Raw genomic sequence first — 18,153 nt, 5'->3', positions numbered from 1 at the left:
GACCTCCGCAGCCGGGGGACGGCATCCGACGTCCGTCCCGGGCCCGGTGCGAATCGCGTGAAGCACGCACCGCGGGGTCAGTGTCGTGCGCGATTGGTCAGTGCGACACCTGCGATCACGAGCGCGCTCGACAACCGGATCGACCGCGACGCGTATCTCGCGCGCTGCTGGCCGAACAGCGCAATGCTCGCCGGTTTCGAGTGTGTCGACGTTGCCGTGCACGGCGAATACGTGTTCGTCGTGTACGAAGCCGAAACGAGCACCGGCAGGCGGTTCCGCAACGCCGAGCGGCTGCGCGTGCGCGACGGCCGGATCGTCGCGGCCGAAGTGTATTTCGGCTGGTACGTGCCGCACCCGGCGCCCGATGGAGGGTTCGTCGAATCGGGGAGGCTGATGCGGGGCGGGCAGCCGCCCGTCACACCCAGAGCCGGTACATCCAGAACGATTCGTCTTCGGCGAAGCGTCGTACGAACTCGGTCGGCGAGAAGCCCGTGATGCGCCGCGTTGCGCGGCTCAGGTGCGCCTGGTCGGCGAACCCTTCGTCCAGCGCGAGCGTGGCCCAGTCGACCGGCTGCCCGGCGTCCTGCTTTTCCCGCGCAGCGAAGAACACGCCTTCGGTGCGCACCAGCGTCTGCCAGTCGCGCAACGAGCGCCCGCTGTACGACTTGATGCGCCGTTCGACCTGACGCGGGCTGTGGGTGTGGCGCCATTCGCGCGCTTTGGATGCGAGACGCTCGACCCAGCTGCGCCCCGCATCGCGCAGCGACGACAGCGGCGACACGCTGCCGCGCAGCGCGTGCCAGCGGGGGGCAAGGTAGCGGTCGAGCGCGGCCAGCGCGTCGTCGTCGTGTTCGGCATTGCCCAACGCGTCGAGCAGTGGCCGCCAGCTGTCGTCCAGGCACGCGCGCGTATCGACGAAGGTGTCGTGAAGCGCCGGCAGCGCGATGCCGAACAGCGCACGTGCCGCATCGGCATGCAGACAGACGATGCCGCCTTGCCCGTCCGTCGGCGCCCAGCTTGCGATCGGCATCGACTGGCTGCCCGACAGCGTCGCCGATGTACCGAACGGGCGCCACACTGGGCCGTCGTCGGTACGCCGGACGAGCCCCGCGTCGAAACCGCGATACCACGACAGGCAGACGATCGGCGACGCGGGGAAATGCGTGAGCCGTTGCGCATCGGTCAACGTGAAGCCGCGCGTGTCGCGGCTGATGGTCGCGACGACCGCCCCTTGCAGCGCGGCCGACGGCGGATACAGCCGCGTGTGCGGCGACCGGCCGGTGCACGACACGCGCGGCGCGCGCGCGAGCGGATCGGGACACGGCGGCAATGTCGGGGACGGACCGGAGGGCATGACGCCGGAGTATAGGCACCGGCGCCACGCGTGTCGATGTCGTTTGCGTTCAAGACCGCGCGTGTGTCGATCCGGACAATCCGGCGCATGAACCCACGATCCTCTTCCCGATGCCCGTTCGCTGCGGGCGCCGCCGGCGCGTCGCCCGCACTTCACCCGCCCGGCGTTTGGCCGCCGGGGCCGCATGCCGGCCTGACGGGGTGGCGGCTGTTACGCGCGATGTCGCGCGACCTGACCGGTGCGCTCGCGGGCTGGCAGCGTGCGCATGGCGATGTCGTGCACCTGCGCATGTGGCCCGAACATGCGGTGGTCGTGACCGATCCCGCGCTCGTGCGTGAGCTGCTCGTCACGCATCACGATGCGCTCGTGCGCTGGGAGCGCGGCATCCGCGTGTTTTCCCAGGTGCACGGACACAGCGTGCTGGTCGCCGAGGGTGATGCATGGCGCGACAAGCGGCATGCGCTGCAGCCGAATTTCATGCCGAAACCGGTGCAGGCCTTCGTGCCGGCGATCGCCGCGACCGTCGGTCAGGCGCTCGCGCGGTGGCCCGCGCACGACGCGCACTGGCCGATCGAAAGCGCGCTGACGTCGCTGGCGATGGACGTGATCATGCGCACGATGTTTTCGGACGCGCTCGGCGCGGATGCGCGCGTTGCCGAGGACGCCGTGCGCACGGTGGGCGCGGCGGCGAACGCCGAGTTCTATCAGCCGGCCAGCGTGCCGGACTGGGCGCCGTGGAAGCGCGGCAAGGCGAGGGCGCTGGCGGTGCTGAACGGATTGATCGACCGGCAGTTGCGGGTCCGTCTCGATCTGCCGGCGCAAGACTGGCCCGACGATCTGCTGTCGCGTCTGCTGCGCCTGCACCGTGCCGATACGCACGCATGGCCGCAGCAGGCCGTGCACGACGAGTGCATGACGGCATTTCTGGCGGGCCACGAGACGGCCGCCGCCACGCTGACCTGGTGGGCCTGGAACATGGCCGCGCATCCGATCGCGCAAGCAGTCGCGCGCGACGAGGTCGTGCGCGCGCTCGGCGATCGCCCGCCGACCGCCGACACGCGCCCGGCGTTGCGCTATCTGACGCAGACGCTCGAGGAAACGATGCGCCTGTATCCGGCCGCGCCGATCCTGATCAGCCGTCGGGCTGTGCGGCCGGTCGCGCTGGGCGCGTGGCAGTTTCCTGCGCGCACGCTGTTCATGCTGCCGATTCGGCTGATGCATCACGATGCGCGCTGGTTTCCCGAGCCGCACGCATTCCGGCCCGAGCGCTTCGCCGACGATGCGCCGGCGATTCCGCGCGGCGCTTACATGCCGTTCGGGACGGGGCCGCGCGTGTGCCTCGGGCAGCATCTGGCGATGACGGAAATGACGGTGGTGGCTGCGATGATCCTGCAGCGGCACGTGCTGGCGATGCCGTCCGGCACGCCGCCGCCGAGACCGGTGCTGAATGTGACGCTGCGGCCGGAGCAGCCGTTGCATCTGACGATCGCGCCGACTGGGCCGACGGCCGTTATGGTCTCCGCATGACGGGGCATGAGCGGTCGAATCGACCCGACCGGCATCGAATCGCCGGAGTGCGAATGCGTGCCGGCAACGGCTTTCGGCGTCACTGGCGCGGCATCGCCCAGCACCTATGCTTGAAGGGCCCAGGCCGGGCGGAGCCGAAGGAGGATGATCATGCGCATGCTTCTCAACATACGAATCCCTCACGAGCCGTTCAACACGCTAGTGCGCGACGGCAGCGTCGGCGACGTGATTTCACGAATACTCGAAGCGGTCAAGCCGGAGGCCGTGTATTTTACGGAGCAGAGCGGCGGGCGAGGCGCGGTCGTGATCGTCAATCTGGATGACCCGTCGCAGGTACCGGCGCTCGCGGAGCCGTGGTTCCTGATGTTGAATGCCGACTGCGAGTTCCGTGTGGTGATGCTGCCGGACGATCTCCGGAACGCCGGGCTCGCGCAACTCGGCGCGAAGTGGAAGTAGCAGGAAGCTGCGCATGACCATGCCGCCAGGCAGGCGACCAGCACCACGGGCGGCACGAGCACGATCGACGCGGCGCTGACGGCACACAGAAGCAGCCAGCCAAGTCCGACGAGCGGAATGAGCGATATGAATCGGGATTCCTGTTTCGGGGCAGTGTCGTTGTCGACGGAACATTCGTGACCGCTTCACCGGATGACCACGGCTCGATGCGATTCACGGATGGTGCCCGATTCCGCGCCCGTTGCCATTCGTCCTGGTCGATGTGCTCATCCGGCCGCATCTTCCCCCAGGGCCTGAATGAACCGCGAAAACAGCTCCGGTTGCGACGAGATCCCGAGCTTCGCGTAAAGGTGCCGGCGATGCACCTTCACCGTTTCCGGTGAAATCGCGAGCCGCTCCGCGATCGCCTTCGACGAATTGCCGCGCAGCACCATGCGCGCGATCGACATCTCTCGATCGGTCAGCACACCGGCGCCGAAGCGCGCGAGCGCCTGCTCGACGCGCGCGCCGAGGTCGGCGTCGGGCGTTGCGCGCGCGGCGTCACCCACCAGCCGCCAGTGTTGCCGGATGACCGCGAGCACCCACGGCATCGCGGCCGTCAGTTTGCCGAGCGGCTCGACGTCGAAGCGCGTGCCCGCGCCGAGCGACAGCGACAGCAGCATGTCCGGGCCCGGTCGCAGCAGGATCTGGATCTCGTCGTCACCGACCGCGTCGCGGAAATAGCTCAGGAAATATTCGCTCTGCCGGAACAGGTCGGGCGCGACTTCCTCGAGCCGGTAGCAGCCGTCGGCGAGCCCGTCGTGCGCGGCCTGCAGGAACGGATCGAGCAGATATAACCCATTGAGGTAAAGCGGGACCGGCGACGCGCTGTCGGTGCCGCCCGCGTCGTATTCATCGAGCACGAGCGGCACGCCGTCGCGGCCGATCGCGGTCGCGAGCGCGTTGTCGAACGGCACCATTTCGTTGAGCAGCAGCACCAGGAAACGCCAGAAGCGCGGCTGGCCGAGATGATCGATTGCGCGGCCAAGCGCCTGGTGCATCGCGATTTCGGAGAAGAGTCGATCCATACCACCACCGGAGGGCGTAACACGAAGGGGGAATAGCGGTCCTGAATTTGGCTTCCTAGACTGCCACGCAATCAATCGGGCCCGAGTATGGGCGTTCAAAAAAAGGCAGGATAGGAGCTACAGGAGAACGAAATGGCGATGATGTCGGAATCGACGGGCACGCTGCAAGCGACGCCTGCAACGGAAGACGCGCCGCGCGCGTTATCGCAGACGCTCAGCGTGCGCGACGCGGTGATGATCACCGTGTCGGGCGTGACGCCTGCCAGCTCGATCTTCGTGATCGCGCCGTTCGCGATCCAGCAGGCCGGCAGCGGCGCGGTGCTGTCGTTCGTGCTCGGCGGCGTGCTCGCGCTGGCGTTCGCGCTCTGCTATGCGGAACTGAGCGCAGCACACCGCAGCGCGGGCGGCGAGTACGTGATGGCCAAGCGCGTGTTCGGCACGCTGCCCGGCTACCTGACCTTCATCACGGTGCTGTCCGTCAGCGTGTTCATTCCGGCCGTGCTCGCGAGCGGCGCCGCGCCGTACCTGAACAACGCGCTCGGTACGCACTTCGGCAACCAGTCGGTCGCATTGACGATCGTGCTGCTCAGCTACGTGCTCGGGATGCTGAACATCAAGACGAACGCTTGGATCACCGGCGCGTTCCTCGTCGTCGAGATCGGCGTGCTGATGCTGATCGCGGGGCTCGGCTTCGGCTCCCCGCATCGCGGCGCGGACGTGCTGGTCGCGCCGGTGGTCGTGAGCGGCAATGCGCTGGTGCCTGCCACGCTCGCGGCGATCGTGCCGGCGATCGGCACGGCGATCTTCTGCTACAACGGCTTCGGCTCCGCCGCGTATCTCGCGGAGGACCTGCGCGGCGGCAACCGCAATGTCGCGAAGGCGGTGATCTATTCGCTGCTGGTGATCCTTGTCGTCGAGCTGGTGCCGCTCACGGCGATCGTGCTCGGCGCGCCGTCGCTCACGGAGCTGACGAAGAGCGCAGATCCGATCGGCTACGTCGTGCGTTCGCTGAGCAATCCGGTGGTGTCGCGCATCGTCAGCGGCGGGATCTTCCTGTCGGTGTTCAACGCGATCATCGCGATCGTGATCACGATGGGGCGCCTGCTCTACAGCAGCGGCCGCCACGCGCTCTGGTCGCGCACCTGCAACCGTGCGTTCTCGACGATCCATCCGCGCTTCGAATCGCCGTGGCTCGCGACGCTCGCACTGGCGGTGCCGTCGGCGGGGCTGGTGTTCGTGTCGAGCCTCGACGAGCTGACCGCGTTCACGGTCGACCTGCTGCTGCTGATCTACCTCGTCGTCGGGCTGGCCGCGCTGGCGAGCCGGTACGTGCGCCGCGACGTCGAACATCACTACCGGATGCCGCTGTGGCCCGTGACGCCGCTCGTCGCGGTGGCGGGCGCCGCGTACACGCTCTACACGACGCTGGCGACGGCGACGAAGTCGACCGACCTGCTCATCATCGGCGGCCTGCTGGTGGCCGCGCTCGTGATGTACGGCGTCTGGGCGCGCCACAGCGATGCGTTCCGCTCGCTCTGAACGCCGCGTCGAAACCTTGCCGTACCGAAACTTCCAAACATCGACCCATTGAAAGACAGGAGGAACTGCATCATGCGCACGAGGGATCTCGGCATCCGCATCGGACTCGGCACGCCGGGCCGCTTCAACGCGATCACGGACGTACCGGGCGTGCGGGTCGGACATTGCACGCTGCAAGTCGAGAACGGCGACGCGTCGATCCGCACCGGCGTCACTGTCATCGAGCCGCGCTCGGGCGCCGTGCACGACTCACCGTGCTTCGCGGGCGTCCATGTGCTGAACGGCAACGGCGATGCGACCGGGCTCGAATGGATCCGCGAGGCCGGCCTGTTGACGACGCCGATCGCCTATACGAACACGCACAGCGTCGGCGCGGTGCGCGATGCGCTGGTCGCGAACGAGCGCGCAGCGGCGGCCGGCCGCGTGTACTGGTGCATGCCGGTCGTGATGGAAACCTACGACGGTCTGCTCAACGACATCTGGGGGCAGCACGTGAGCGCCGCGCACGTGCTGCGTGCGCTGGCCGCCGCGCAGTCCGGGCCGGTCGCCGAAGGCGGCGTGGGCGGCGGCACCGGCATGATCTGCCACGAGTTCAAGGGCGGCATCGGCACCGCGTCGCGCGTGACCGGGGCCGACGCGGGCGGCTGGACCGTCGGCGCGCTCGTGCAGGCGAACTACGGCGTGCGCGAGATGCTGCGCGTGGCCGGCTATCCGGTCGGCGAAGTGCTGCGTCACGTGCATTCGCCGTTTCGTGCAGCCGACGCGCAGGGCGAAGCCGGGATGGGGTCGATCGTCGTCACGATCGCGACCGACGCGCCGCTGCTGCCGCATCAGTGCACGCGCCTCGCGCAGCGCGCGAGCGTCGGGCTGGCGCGCGTGGGCGGTGGCACCGAGGATTCGAGCGGCGACATCTTCCTTGCGTTCGCAACGGGCAACGACGGGCTGCCGGCCGCGAACTACGGCAGCAAGGGTGCGCCGACGACCGATGTGCGGATGGTGAACAACGATCATATCTCCGCGCTGTTCGTCGCGGCGGCGGAAGCGGTGGAAGAGGCGATCGTGAATGCGCTGGTGGCGGGCGGCGACGTCGAGTCGCGTGGTGCGCGGGTCGAAGGGCTGGGGCAGGCGCGCTTGCTGGATGCGTTGCGCGAAGTGGGCTGGCAAGCCAAGGCGGCGCTTCGAAATGGAGTATGCGCCGCTTCAATCGAAGCGGCGTGGCGGGCAGTCGTGTTGCGGGAGCGGCGATCGGCCGGCTCGCCGTGCGTTCGCGCATGCGCTGCGCGAGCGGCGGGCCTGGCCGTGACGACGCGGCGTCATGCTCAGCTGCCGAAGTAGACGTTGCAGAAGCTGACCGGGCCGACGCATGCGTTCGGGTCTTCCTGCTTCGATTGCGCACGATCGACGCGGCCTGCGGCCTGGACGGATTCGGCGCGGTTCGCCTGCTGTTGCGCGAGCTCGGCCGGCGCAGGCTGTGCGTGTGCGACAGCGGCGGTGAGCGAAAGGGCAACGAGGGCGAGGTGCAGCGGCTTCATTTGGGTTTCTCCTGGGTGATTGCCAGTCTCGCTGGCAGTGAGGAAACTATAGGCTCGCACTGCTTGAAGATTAATCACCGCGGGTGCAGAGCTTATTTCCAGACGGAACAAGGATGACGTTGCACATGCATCGACCGACACCGACGCTCAGCGACGGTGTCGGTTGAACGGCGCGTCCTTGTCCAGCAGCGCACTGCGGATGAAGTGCAGGCAGCCGACGATGCGCTGCATGCGACGACGCGCTTCGGGCACCGCATACCACGCATGCAGCGTGTGCTGTGCCGCGCGGATCGCCAGGTTCACCGATTTCAACGTGCGTGCGTGGTGGCTCGGCGTCGGATCGTCGAAGAAGCGCGGCAGCGCGTGCAGCACCGCGTCGATCGATGCGGTCCAGTGCAGCGTCTGCGGCGGTTTCGCGTCGCAGAACGCATGCAGTTCGTCGCGCAGGTCGATCACCGCGTGACCCACTTCGAGCGTCGCCAGCATCCAGCGCAGCGCGTCGCGATGCTGGCGCGTGCGTTGCACGAGCAGCGTGCGAAGCTGTGCCATCAGGTCGTGCGTGCTCGACTGGAAGCGCGGCGCGAGGCCGTCCCGCACGCCTTCGCACGCGAGCGTGACCTGGCGGCGCAGGTCGTGCGCGATGCGGCCCGTGAGCCACGGCATGCGGGTCGGAAAAACGACGGCGAACACGATCGAGCACGCGAACATCGCGACGACCACCGCCAGACCGTTGTTGATCAGCACCTCGGGTGTATATGCGATGGCATTGTCGGGGCCCGCGAGCAGACAGAAGAACACCGCGAAGCCGATCCCGTAGCCGGACAGGCCCGGTCGCATCGCGAGAAACGCACCGAGGCCGAGCACGGGCGCGAGCGCCGCGCACAGCAGCGGAAAGCCGTCGATGTTCGGATACACGTAGCAGAGGAACACGTAGCCGACGGCGGTCGCGAACGCCGCGCCGACACCCATTTGCGCGACGAACTTCGGTGCACGCGGCGACATCGAGCTCAGCGCGCACGCGATGGCGGTGGCGATTACGGCGAGCGAGCCGCTCGGCCATTCGGACGCGATCCAGAACGCGCTCATCGCGCCGACGGCGACGAGCGTGCGCAGGAACGCGAAGCCGACGAAGAACGCATTGGTCTTCACCGCGTAGTGCGTGACCGAGCGTTCGAGCGCGTGATTGTCCTGATCGAGCGACGCATAGGTGTCGGCATAGCCGAGGTATTCGCCGATGAAGCGATACATCAGCTCGATCGCCGTATCGAAGTCGAGCACGCCGCCGGCCGCGTGTGCTTCGATCTCGCGGCGCGTCGCGCGCGCCGCCTTCGGCAACGCATCGTGAAAGCGGCGTAGTTCGAGCAGCGCACCGGTCGTCGAGGCGATGCCGCGCTGTCGTTCGTCGCGCAATGCGGCGATCCGTTGCGCGAGCGCGTCGATATGCGGGGCGAGCGCGTCGAGCACGGCGTCCGACCGGTTCGCGCGCAGGCGTTTGATGAGCTGGTGCAACGCATGCAGCCGCGTGCACGCGTTCATGAATTCGCTGTTCAGCCGCGCGAGCCGGCGGCTGCGCGCGCGAATGTGAGGATCCTCGAACGATGCGAATGCGCGATTGGCTTCGAAGCCGACGATCTCGTCGACGAAATCGGCAAAGCGCCGTTCGAAGTCGCCACGTGCAAGTTCGCCCGACAGCGCGCCGGCCGCGAACGCAGGGAATTTCACGTGACGGGCGGTCAGCGTGCGCATCAGCGTCTTCGCGGAGCTGAGCGGCAGGATCAGCGCGCTGACCGCGCCGGAGCATGCGATGCCCAGCGCGACTTCCCCGGCGCGCGTGAGCGCCGACTGGAACAGCGTCTGCGGCGTCATCACCGCGGGCAGGCCGATCAGCGCGGCCGTGTAGCCGGCGAGCACGAACCCGTACCAGCGAAAGTGACGGTTGCGCACCGCGAGCGCGATGCAGGCGCCGATCCACAGCGTGATGCCGGCCATGTACAGCTCCGGCTGTTGTGCGAACAGGCCGCCGAGTGCGAGTGCGGCGACGAGGCCCGCCGCCGTGCCGAGCATGCGGTAGAAGCTCTTCGCGAACACCATCCCCGACAGCGGCTGCATCAGCACGAACACGGTCGTCATCGCCGTACGCGGCTGCGACATCTCGAGCCGCATCGCAATGCCCATCGCCAGCAGCGCGGCGAGCACGGTTTTCGCGAGGTGCAACCAGACGAGACCGTCGCTCGCGGCCCAGTCGCGCGCGGCGTCGCCGAGCGGATCCAGCCATCTCCTCCATCGTGCCGGTTCGATGGAAGGTCGCTCGATCGCAGGTTGTTGCTTCATGTAAGGCCTGTTCACGCTGATAACGGGCTTGCGCTGGCCACCGGAAGGGCCGAGCGCAAGGATTGCGACGAAGCGAATACTCGACGTATTCGCGAGGAGCATGACGCGGCGATCGGCCCTTCCGGTGGCCAGCCCCACGAATGAATTTTCCAAACAGGGGAACGTGCCTTGCCGGCCATATTGCGGCGTCGCGCGTCGCTTGTCTGACTCGGCCAAACGGCGCTCCTTGCTCCTTGCACTACGACCGGCAAGGCACGTTCGCAAGCCCGTTATCGGCGTGAACAGGCCCTATTGGGGCGCGTGCCGCGGCGCGTCCGAACGGGTCCGTTCGACTGTTGAGGCGCCGATTGTAGGAGTGCGGCGCGCAGGCATTAACGCAGCTACGGGGAAACGATAGTTGCAGGCCACGTAACAATCTGTCTTGCCCGGTGGAGGAAAATAGCGGCTCCGCTACAGGTTGCTCACAGGAATGGATACGCTACAAAACATGCGGGTGTTCACGCGCGTCGTCGAGACGGGCAGTTTCACCGCGGCAGCGCAATCGCTGAATTCGACGACGGGCGCGATGTCGCGTGCGGTCTCGGAGCTCGAGGCGCGCCTGCGCACCCGTCTGATGAACCGCTCGACGCGCCGTCTCGCGCTGACGTCGGCCGGCGAAAGCTATCTGCGGCGCTGCCGCCAGATCCTCGCCGACGTCGATCGCGCGGAAGAAGAAGCGAGCTGCGCGCACGAACGGCCTGCCGGCGTGCTGCGCATGCACAGCTTCGCGAGCGTCGGCCATCACTACGTGATGCCCGCGCTCACGCGTTATCACACGCAGTTTCCGGACGTGTCGATCGAGCTGTCGCTGTCGCAGCGCATGCCCGACCTGTTCGACGGGACGAGCGACATGGCGGTCGTGACCGCGTCGTCGCTGCCCGATTCGGAACTCGTGTCGCACCTGCTCGGTTCGACCTTCAGCATCCTGTGCGCGTCGCCCGAGTACGTGAAGCGGCACGGCGCGCCGGCACGTCCGCAGGATCTCGGCGCGCATGCGTGCCTGACGCTCTGCACGCCGGCCTTTCCGACGCACGAATGGGTGCTCGAAGGGGCCGACGGCGTCGAGCAGATCCACGTCACGGGGCCGGTGCAGACCAACACCGCCGAATCGCTTGCACTCGCGATCCGCGACGGCATCGGGATCGGCATGCTGCCGCTGTATTCGGCCATCGACGCGTTGCACGACGGCACGCTCGTGCGCGTGCTGACCGGGCACATCCTGCAGAAGATGAACGTGTATGCGCTGTATCCGTCGCGCCGTTTCGTCGACGCGAAGGTGCGCACGTGGGTCGAGATGCTGCGCGCACAGGTGCCGGGCATGATCGCGCGCGACGTCGACATGCTCAACGCGATCGGCCGCGAACCGCAGGCCGCCTGAGCGCGAGTCGGCCGGACGTTGAAGGCTTCGTCCGGCCCGTTCGCTTCATCCCGGTTCGCTACGCGCGCCGCCCGCGGCAGACCATCGGTGCGGGCGGCGCGCGCCGTCATCTCGTTACAGCGTGGGCTTCACCGCCGCGCCGGATTCCGTTGCCGGCGCACCGGCCGGGCCGTATGCGGCTTGCGCGGCTTCGCGTTGCGCGACGCGCTTCGCATTCAGGCGCGCCTGGGCGGCGAGGATGTCTTCCGGATAGTTGCCCACTTCACCGCGCGCCGGGTTGTAGCCGACCGACTCGAGATCGACCAGTTCCTGCAGCACCTGCGCACGCGTGACGTGCGACTGGGCCGACTGGGCGAACGACAGGGCCGGTGCAGCGAGCAGCACGGCAGCGGCGGCGGTAACGACGAGCGATTTCACGATGTTCTCCTGTAGACGGGTGTGTGGCCGGTTCGGCGATCGAGGTTCGATCCGAACCGTCGACGTCAGTCTATGCAGCGCGCGCGATCGCAAAAACCCCGATTCCAGGCAGGCATCTTTCCAGATGGCACAACATTGGCGTGTGCCGCCCGCGTCGAACGAACCCGCTGGGTGCGACGGATTCGTTGCCGGCGGGCAACGCTTGCCGATACCGATCAGAACCGCGTGCGCATGCCGATCGTGCCGACGATCTGGTTCGCGGTGCTCGATGCGCCGCCCGACGTGTTGATGAACGCCTGGTAGCCGCGGCCCGAGGCGTGCTGGTACATCGCTTCCGCGTACACGTCGGTGCGGCGCGACAGCTTGTACACGGCCTGCAGGTCGACCTGGTGCCACTTCGGATCGGTGCCGTGCCTGCTGTCCGGGTTCGATACGGAGGCGTCCGTGTACACGTATGCCGCACCGAGGCTGACGGCCGGCGTGAGCGCATAGCGCACGTTCACGTCGAAGTTGTTGAACGCGACCTGGCCGGTCGAGCCGAACGAACCCGAGTTGTCGTACTGCGAGCGCGTATAGACGAAGCCGACCGTCGCCGGGCCGAACACGTAGCCGATGCCGCCGCCATACGCACGCATGCGATCCGCGCCGACCGACCAGCCGCCCTGGCTCACGCTTTTCGCTTCGGCCACATCGGTCGCGCCGGCGCTCGCGCTCGTCGAGCCCTTCGTGCCGTTCATCTGCAGGTAAGCGCCGGCCAGCTTCAACGGGCCGTTCGTGTAGCTCGCCGCGACGCTGTACGCGCGGTTGCCGGCGAAGTTCGTCGAATTCGAGAAGCCGTACAGCGCGCCGACCTTGAAGCCCGCGATCGTGTCGCTCGTGTACTTGACCGCGTTGTTGATGCGCACCGAATGGTTCAGGTTGTCGTTGTCGAACGGATGGGCGAAGCCCGTGTCGCCGAAGTCGCCGGCCGTGGCGGACAGCGGCCCGACGAAGTCGACCAGCGTGTCGTACTGGCGGCCGAGCGTCAGCGTGCCGTAGCCGTTGCCGCTCAGGCCGACGTACGCGAAGCGGCCGAACAGCTTGCCGTCCTGGCCGAGCCCGCCATTGTTCGCGTTGAAGCCGTTCTCCAGCACGAACAGCGCTTTCACGCCGCCGCCGAGATCTTCGGTTCCGCGCAGGCCGAAGCGGCTGCCGTTGATCGTGCCCGTGGCCATGCGCCACTGGGCCGCGCCGCCGGCGTTGTTGGTGTACGCGATGCCGGCATCGATCAGGCCGTACAGCGTGACCGAGCTCTGCGCATGGGCGAGCGGGGCGAACAGCACGACGGTGCATGCGACGGTGGCGGTGGTTTTTTTCATTTAAGGACTCCTGCGTGTGGGACTATCGATCAAGTTCGGCGCAAGTGTAGGGGCGCGTTCGACCGATTTCGGCGGCGGGTGTGCGAGGGCACCGTTGCGAGTCGCGCAAGAGTGCGTCACACGGCGTTCACAAACCGGCGTGAGCCCGGCGGGTCATGGGTTTTCCATGACGATGAGGTATGTGGCGCGCGGCGGCCGCGCACCCCGTGTCGCGCATCGACAACACGGGCGTCTCCGGGGCGGGAGTTGATCGCCGCGGCGGGTGCGTGGAGAATGAGCAATCCGACGACAGGATCCGGAGACACCCCATGACCACGCCTCGCCGTCCGTCCTTCAGCGCCGCGCTGTGCTATCGCGACCCGAAAGCCGCGCTCGCGTGGCTCGAGCGCGCATTCGGCTTCCAGCGCTTGATCGTCGTCACCACGCCGGAAGGCGACATCGCCCACGCCGAAATGAAATTCGGCGACGGTGTCGTCATGGTCGGCGGTTCGTGGGCCGATTTCATCGCGTCGCCGGAAGATACCGGCGACCGGAACACGCAGAGCGTTCGCGTGCATCTTCCCGACGACGCGGACATCGACGCGCATTGCGAACGCGCGCGTGCCGCCGGTGCGGAGATCCTGCAGGCGCCGGCCGACCAGTTCTACGGCGAGCGTGTGTATCGCGCCCGCGACCCGGGCCGGCACGTATGGACGTTCGGCAAGCACGTGCGCGATGTGTCGAACGAGGAGATGAGCGCGGCGACCGGCCTCAAGATCGAGGATTTCAGATAACGGCCGGGCGCCTTGCCCGAACCGGTTTCCCCACCACGCGGCCCGCCGGGGCCGCATGACGCCTGGACCCACATGAACCTGTTCAATACACGCCTGCGCGACCGCGACGGACTGTTCACGATCGGCATCGACGCCGGCAAGATCGCGCGGATCGACGCGCAAACCGCGCCGGTCACGCCCGTCGGCGCCGACGATGTCGATGCGGGCGGGCGCCTCGCGATTCCGCCGCTCGTCGAGCCGCATATCCATCTCGATGCCGTGCTCACGGCCGGCGAGCCGGCCTGGAACATGAGCGGCACGCTGTTCGAGGGGATCGAGCGCTGGGCCGAACGCAAGGCGACGATCACGCACGAAGATACGAAGACGCGTGCGCACACGGCGATCGGCATGCTGCGCGATCACGGCATCCAGCACGTGCGTACGCACGTCGATGTCACCGATCCGACGCTGGCCGCGCTGAAGGCGATGCTCGAAGTGAAGGACGAGGCGCGCGGGCTGGTCGATCTGCAGATCGTCGCGTTTCCGCAAGAAGGCATCGAATCGTTCGACGACGGGCGCGCGCTGATGGCGCAGGCGATCGAACTTGGCGCGGATGTCGTCGGCGGGATTCCGCATTTCGAGAACACCCGCGAGCAGGGCGTCAGTTCGATCCGCTTCCTGATGGATCTGGCCGAGCGCACCGGTTGCCTCGTCGACGTGCACTGCGATGAGACCGACGATCCGCATTCACGCTTTCTCGAAGTGCTCGCGGAAGAAGCGCGCGTACGCGGGATGGGCGCGCGCGTGACGGCGAGCCACACGACCGCGATGGGTTCGTACGACAACGCGTATTGCTCGAAGCTGTTCCGGTTGCTCAAGCGCGCGGGGCTCAACTTCATCTCGTGCCCGACCGAGAGCATCCACCTGCAGGGGCGTTTCGACACGTTTCCGAAGCGGCGCGGCGTCACGCGCGTCGCGGAGCTCGACCGCGCGGGCCTGAACGTGTGCTTCGGGCAGGATTCGATCAAGGATCCGTGGTATCCGCTCGGCAACGGCAACATCCTGCGGGTGCTCGATGCGGGGCTCCATATCTGCCACATGATGGGCTACCAGGACTTGCAGCGCTGCCTCGACTTCGTGACCGATCACAGCGCGACGGCGATGCATCTCGGCGACGGTTACGGGATCGCGGTCGGGCGTCCGGCAAACCTCGTCGTGCTCGACGCGGGCAGCGATTACGAAGCGGTGCGCCGGCAGGCGAAGGCCACGCTCTCGGTACGGCACGGGAAGGTAATCATGCGACGCGAGCCGGAGCGGGTGACTTATTCAGAGTGACGCCATGACGGGGCGGCGCGCCCGTCGCGGTGCGCCGTCACCACAGTATTCTAAAAATACATGAGTTGATCAGAAAAATACGTTTGTCGCATGATAAGCCGAGGCCTACGATGCGGTCCTGACGGCGGCGTGCATGGTGCGCGCCGTCTTTCGATCCTCGTTCGCCGACCTCATGCGCCCCGATCTCCCGTTCGCTTCCGCGTCTTCTTCGCCGTCCACCAGCCCGTTTGCACGGATCGCCGTCGTCACGGTCCTGACCGGCTTCGGCGCGGGCTTCGGCGGAATGCTGCTCGCGCTGTTGCTGCACGCGATCCAGCATGTCGCCTACGGCTACAGCCTCCAGCACGCGGTTGGCACCGAGAGCTTCCTCACGGGCGTGACCCGGGCCGATCCGCTGCGCAGGCTGGCGGTGCTGGTCGTGTGCGGGCTCGTCGCGGGCGGCGGCTGGTGGGCGCTTTATCGATACGGGCGGCCGCTGGTCAGCATTCGCCGTGCGGTTCGCGCGGCCGACCCGCGGATGCCGTTCGTCAGCACGGCGGTTCACGCGCTGCTGCAGATCGTCACCGTCGCGCTCGGTTCGCCGCTCGGCCGCGAAGTCGCGCCGCGCGAGATCGGCTCGCTGCTGGCCGGGCGGCTCGCGCACCGGGCGGGGCTCACGCCCGCCGACTGTCGCCTGATGGTCGCGTGCGGCGCGGGCGCCGGCCTCGCGGCCGTCTACAACGTGCCGCTCGGCGGCGCCGTGTTCGTGCTCGAAGTGCTGCTCGGCACGTTCGACATGCGCGCGCTGGTCGTGGCGATCGTCACGTCGGCGATCGCGGCGGTCGTGGCGTGGATCGGTCTCGGCAACGAACACCAGTACGCGGTGCCGCCGTTCGTGCTGAGCGCGCCGCTCGTCGCATGGTCGATCGTCTGCGGGCCGCTGTTCGGCTTCGCCGCGTATGGCTTCGTGCGGCTTACGACCCGTGCGCGGGCCGATGCGCCGAAGGGCCGGCTGCTGCCGGTGCTCGCGCTGATCAACTTCGCGGTGATCGGTGTGCTTGCGACGCGGTTTCCGCAACTGCTCGGCAATGGCAAGGGACCGGCTTCGCTGGGTTTCGACGGCTCGCTGACGATCGGTCTTGCCGCCGCGCTGCTCGTGCTGAAGGTGCTGATCGAGGCGGGCAGTTTGCGCGCGGGTGCCGAGGGCGGGTTGCTGACGCCGGGCCTCGCGAACGGCGCGCTGCTGGGTGTCGTGCTCGGCGGGCTGTGGAGCCTCGTGTGGCCAGGCGCGTCGATCGGCGGATGCGCGCTGATCGGCGCGACCGCGTTTCTCGCTGCGTCGATGCAGATGCCGATCACGGCCGTCGTGCTGCTGCTCGAATTCACGCACGCGAATCACGACAGTCTCGTGCCGATGCTGCTGGCGGTGGCCGGTTCGCTCGTTGCGTACCGGTTCGCGCAGAAGCTGGCGGAGCGGCGTGCGAATGCGATGGCGATGGTCGGTACGCCGGCGACGGCTGCTCGCTGAGCTGCGCCGTTATCCATCATCCTCGCAGGCGGAGCCCGAGCCGGCCGCAGTCGTTTTTTCCCCGTTTCCTCGCCCGTTTCTCATCCGTTTCTCGCGCGTATCGCTGCCGGATCACGCCGGGGCGCACGCCGAAGCGCGTCTTTCGGTTCTGTGCAAGAATCCGCGCGATTCCGCGCACCGAACAACGAACCACACGCGCGGACGTCCCTGTCAGGAAACGAGGAGCTCAAGTTGATTCAACGCATTTCCCGCTTTTTCACGCAGGTGGTCCACCGCGTGCTGCCCGACCCGTTGATTTTCGCGATCCTGCTGACGATCGTCACGTTCGCGCTCGCGTTTGGCCTCACGCCGAACACGCCCGCGCAACTCACGACGATGTGGGGTTCCGGCTTCTGGAACCTGCTCGCGTTCTCGATGCAGATGGTGATGATTCTCGTCACCGGCCACGCGCTCGCGAGCTCGCCGCCCGTGCGACGCATGCTCGTTGCGCTCGCAAGCACCGCGCGCACGCCGGGGCAGGGCGTGATGCTCGTCGCGTTCGTCGGCGCGCTTGCCTGTGCGATCAACTGGGGCTTCGGTCTCGTGCTCGGTGCGATGCTCGCACGTGAAGTCGCGCGCCGCGTGGCCGGCAGCGACTACCGGTTGCTCGTCGCGTCCGCATACATGGGCTTCCTGAGCTGGCACGGCGGGCTGTCGGGTTCGGTCCCGCTCGTCGCCGCGACGAAGGGCAATCCGATGGAAAAGACCATCGGGCTGATTCCCGTGTCGCACACGATCTTCACCGGCTACAACGCGTTCATCACGATCGGGCTGATCGTGATGCTGCCGTTTCTCGCACGGATGATGATGCCGAAGCCCGGCGAGGTCGTCAGCGTCGACCCGGCGCTGCTCGCGGAGCCGCCGAGCGTCGAGCGTCAGCTCGGACCCGACGCGACGTTCGCCGAACGACTGGAAGAGAGCCGCGCGCTGTCGATCTTCGTCGCGGCGCTGTGCGCGGTGTTCCTGGTGCTGCGTTTCATGCAGAAGGGTTTCGCGCTCGACATCGACACAGTGAACCTCGCGTTCCTCGCGGCCGGGATCCTGCTGCACCGCACGCCGATGGCCTATGCGCGTGCGGTGGCCGGCGCGGCGCGCGGTGCGTCGGGGATCATGATCCAGTTCCCGTTTTATGCGGGCATCCAGGCGCTGATGGATCACTCGGGTCTCGCGGGCGTGATCACCAAGTGGTTCGTCGATATCGCGAACGTGCACACGTTCCCGCTGCTCGCGTTCCTCAGCTCGGCCGTGATCAACTTCGCGGTGCCGTCGGGCGGCGGCCACTGGGTCGTGCAGGGCCCGTTCGTGATGCCGGCCGCGCAGGCGCTCGGCGCCGATCTCGGCAAGGCCGCGATGGCGATCGCGTACGGCGAGGCGTGGACCAACATGGCGCAGCCGTTCTGGGCGCTGCCCGCGCTCGCGATCGCCGGGCTCGGCGTGCGCGACATCATGGGGTACTGCGTGACGACACTGCTGTTCTCGGGCGTGGTGTTCGTCGCGGGGATGTATCTGTTCTGACGGTGCG

At 67.6% G+C, this 18,153-nt stretch carries 14 protein-coding genes and 2 pseudogenes; 10 read left to right on the top strand and 6 right to left on the bottom strand.

Going from position 1 to position 18,153, the window contains the following annotated elements:
• Nucleotides 1–117 precede the first annotated feature (117 nt).
• Nucleotides 118–387 (top strand): annotated as a pseudogene (locus J7024_RS14220) (nuclear transport factor 2 family protein); the annotation flags it as partial.
• 28 nt (nucleotides 388–415) lie between these two features.
• Here J7024_RS14220 and J7024_RS14215 read toward each other — a convergent pair.
• Entirely contained in the window at nucleotides 416–1,354 is a 939-nt protein-coding gene (locus tag J7024_RS14215; RefSeq protein WP_234745136.1) for an AraC family transcriptional regulator, read from the bottom strand.
• A 219-nt stretch (nucleotides 1,355–1,573) separates the two neighbouring features.
• Between J7024_RS14215 and J7024_RS14210 the strand changes: the two genes are divergently transcribed.
• Both J7024_RS14210 and J7024_RS14205 read left to right on the top strand, forming a co-directional pair.
• Nucleotides 1,574–2,881 carry a cytochrome P450 gene (locus tag J7024_RS14210; RefSeq protein ID WP_234745135.1) on the top strand — a complete coding sequence of 436 codons (1,308 nt, stop codon included), beginning with the start codon at nucleotides 1,574–1,576 and terminating at the stop codon, nucleotides 2,879–2,881.
• Nucleotides 2,882–3,031: 150 nt separating this feature from the next.
• Nucleotides 3,032–3,337: a panthothenate synthetase gene (locus tag J7024_RS14205; protein WP_124826297.1), complete on the top strand. Its 306-nt coding sequence runs from the start codon at nucleotides 3,032–3,034 to the stop codon at nucleotides 3,335–3,337.
• A gap of 266 nt (nucleotides 3,338–3,603) precedes the next feature.
• On the opposite strand, the gene J7024_RS14200 is transcribed toward J7024_RS14205, so the two are convergent.
• Nucleotides 3,604–4,404: a helix-turn-helix transcriptional regulator gene (locus J7024_RS14200; protein WP_124826064.1), complete on the bottom strand. Its 801-nt coding sequence runs from the start codon at nucleotides 4,402–4,404 to the stop codon at nucleotides 3,604–3,606.
• A 132-nt stretch (nucleotides 4,405–4,536) separates the two neighbouring features.
• On the opposite strand from J7024_RS14200, the gene J7024_RS14195 reads away from it, so the two are divergent.
• Together J7024_RS14195 and J7024_RS14190 are read left to right on the top strand one after the other, a co-directional pair.
• Nucleotides 4,537–5,943, top strand: coding sequence for an APC family permease (locus J7024_RS14195; protein WP_124826063.1), 1,407 nt, complete (start codon nucleotides 4,537–4,539; stop codon nucleotides 5,941–5,943).
• A gap of 72 nt (nucleotides 5,944–6,015) precedes the next feature.
• A pseudogene (locus J7024_RS14190) lies at nucleotides 6,016–7,107 on the top strand (DmpA family aminopeptidase); the annotation flags it as partial.
• Between the two features lie 155 nt (nucleotides 7,108–7,262).
• On the opposite strand, the gene J7024_RS14185 reads toward J7024_RS14190, so the two are convergent.
• Nucleotides 7,263–7,475, bottom strand: coding sequence for a hypothetical protein (locus tag J7024_RS14185; protein ID WP_124826061.1), 213 nt, complete (start codon nucleotides 7,473–7,475; stop codon nucleotides 7,263–7,265).
• Nucleotides 7,476–7,622: 147 nt separating this feature from the next.
• Entirely contained in the window at nucleotides 7,623–9,806 is a 2,184-nt protein-coding gene (locus tag J7024_RS14180; protein WP_124826060.1) for an FUSC family protein, read from the bottom strand.
• Nucleotides 9,807–10,275: 469 nt separating this feature from the next.
• On the opposite strand from J7024_RS14180, the gene J7024_RS14175 reads away from it, so the two are divergent.
• Entirely contained in the window at nucleotides 10,276–11,223 is a 948-nt protein-coding gene (locus J7024_RS14175; protein ID WP_124826059.1) for a LysR family transcriptional regulator, read from the top strand.
• 114 nt (nucleotides 11,224–11,337) lie between these two features.
• On the opposite strand, the gene J7024_RS14170 is transcribed toward J7024_RS14175, so the two are convergent.
• Together J7024_RS14170 and J7024_RS14165 are read right to left on the bottom strand one after the other, a co-directional pair.
• Entirely contained in the window at nucleotides 11,338–11,640 is a 303-nt protein-coding gene (locus tag J7024_RS14170; protein ID WP_175750574.1) for a DUF4148 domain-containing protein, read from the bottom strand.
• Between the two features lie 215 nt (nucleotides 11,641–11,855).
• Nucleotides 11,856–12,998 carry a porin gene (locus J7024_RS14165; RefSeq protein WP_124826057.1) on the bottom strand — a complete coding sequence of 381 codons (1,143 nt, stop codon included), beginning with the start codon at nucleotides 12,996–12,998 and terminating at the stop codon, nucleotides 11,856–11,858.
• A gap of 308 nt (nucleotides 12,999–13,306) precedes the next feature.
• Between J7024_RS14165 and J7024_RS14160 the strand changes: the two genes are divergently transcribed.
• The 4 genes from J7024_RS14160 to J7024_RS14145 all read left to right on the top strand — a co-directional run bounded on the left by J7024_RS14160 (nucleotide 13,307) and on the right by J7024_RS14145 (nucleotide 18,146).
• On the top strand, nucleotides 13,307–13,771 hold the full coding sequence (locus tag J7024_RS14160) for a VOC family protein (protein ID WP_124826056.1): 465 nt from the start codon (nucleotides 13,307–13,309) through the stop codon (nucleotides 13,769–13,771).
• Between the two features lie 72 nt (nucleotides 13,772–13,843).
• Nucleotides 13,844–15,085 carry a cytosine deaminase gene (gene codA, locus J7024_RS14155; RefSeq protein WP_124826055.1) on the top strand — a complete coding sequence of 414 codons (1,242 nt, stop codon included), beginning with the start codon at nucleotides 13,844–13,846 and terminating at the stop codon, nucleotides 15,083–15,085.
• Nucleotides 15,086–15,257: 172 nt separating this feature from the next.
• Nucleotides 15,258–16,592 (top strand): chloride channel protein, encoded by a 1,335-nt coding sequence (locus tag J7024_RS14150; protein ID WP_124826054.1) that lies wholly within the window; start codon nucleotides 15,258–15,260, stop codon nucleotides 16,590–16,592.
• Nucleotides 16,593–16,823: 231 nt separating this feature from the next.
• Nucleotides 16,824–18,146, top strand: a complete 1,323-nt coding sequence (locus J7024_RS14145) for a TIGR00366 family protein (RefSeq protein ID WP_096498761.1) — start codon at nucleotides 16,824–16,826, stop codon at nucleotides 18,144–18,146.
• Nucleotides 18,147–18,153: the final 7 nt, after the last annotated feature.

Origin of the sequence: Burkholderia sp. WTPI3 (assembly GCF_021483755.1) — a bacterium.
Classification (GTDB): domain Bacteria; phylum Pseudomonadota; class Gammaproteobacteria; order Burkholderiales; family Burkholderiaceae; genus Burkholderia.
The sequence above is the reverse complement of the archived record's forward strand: the minus strand, read 5'-3'. Positions and strand labels throughout refer to the sequence as shown.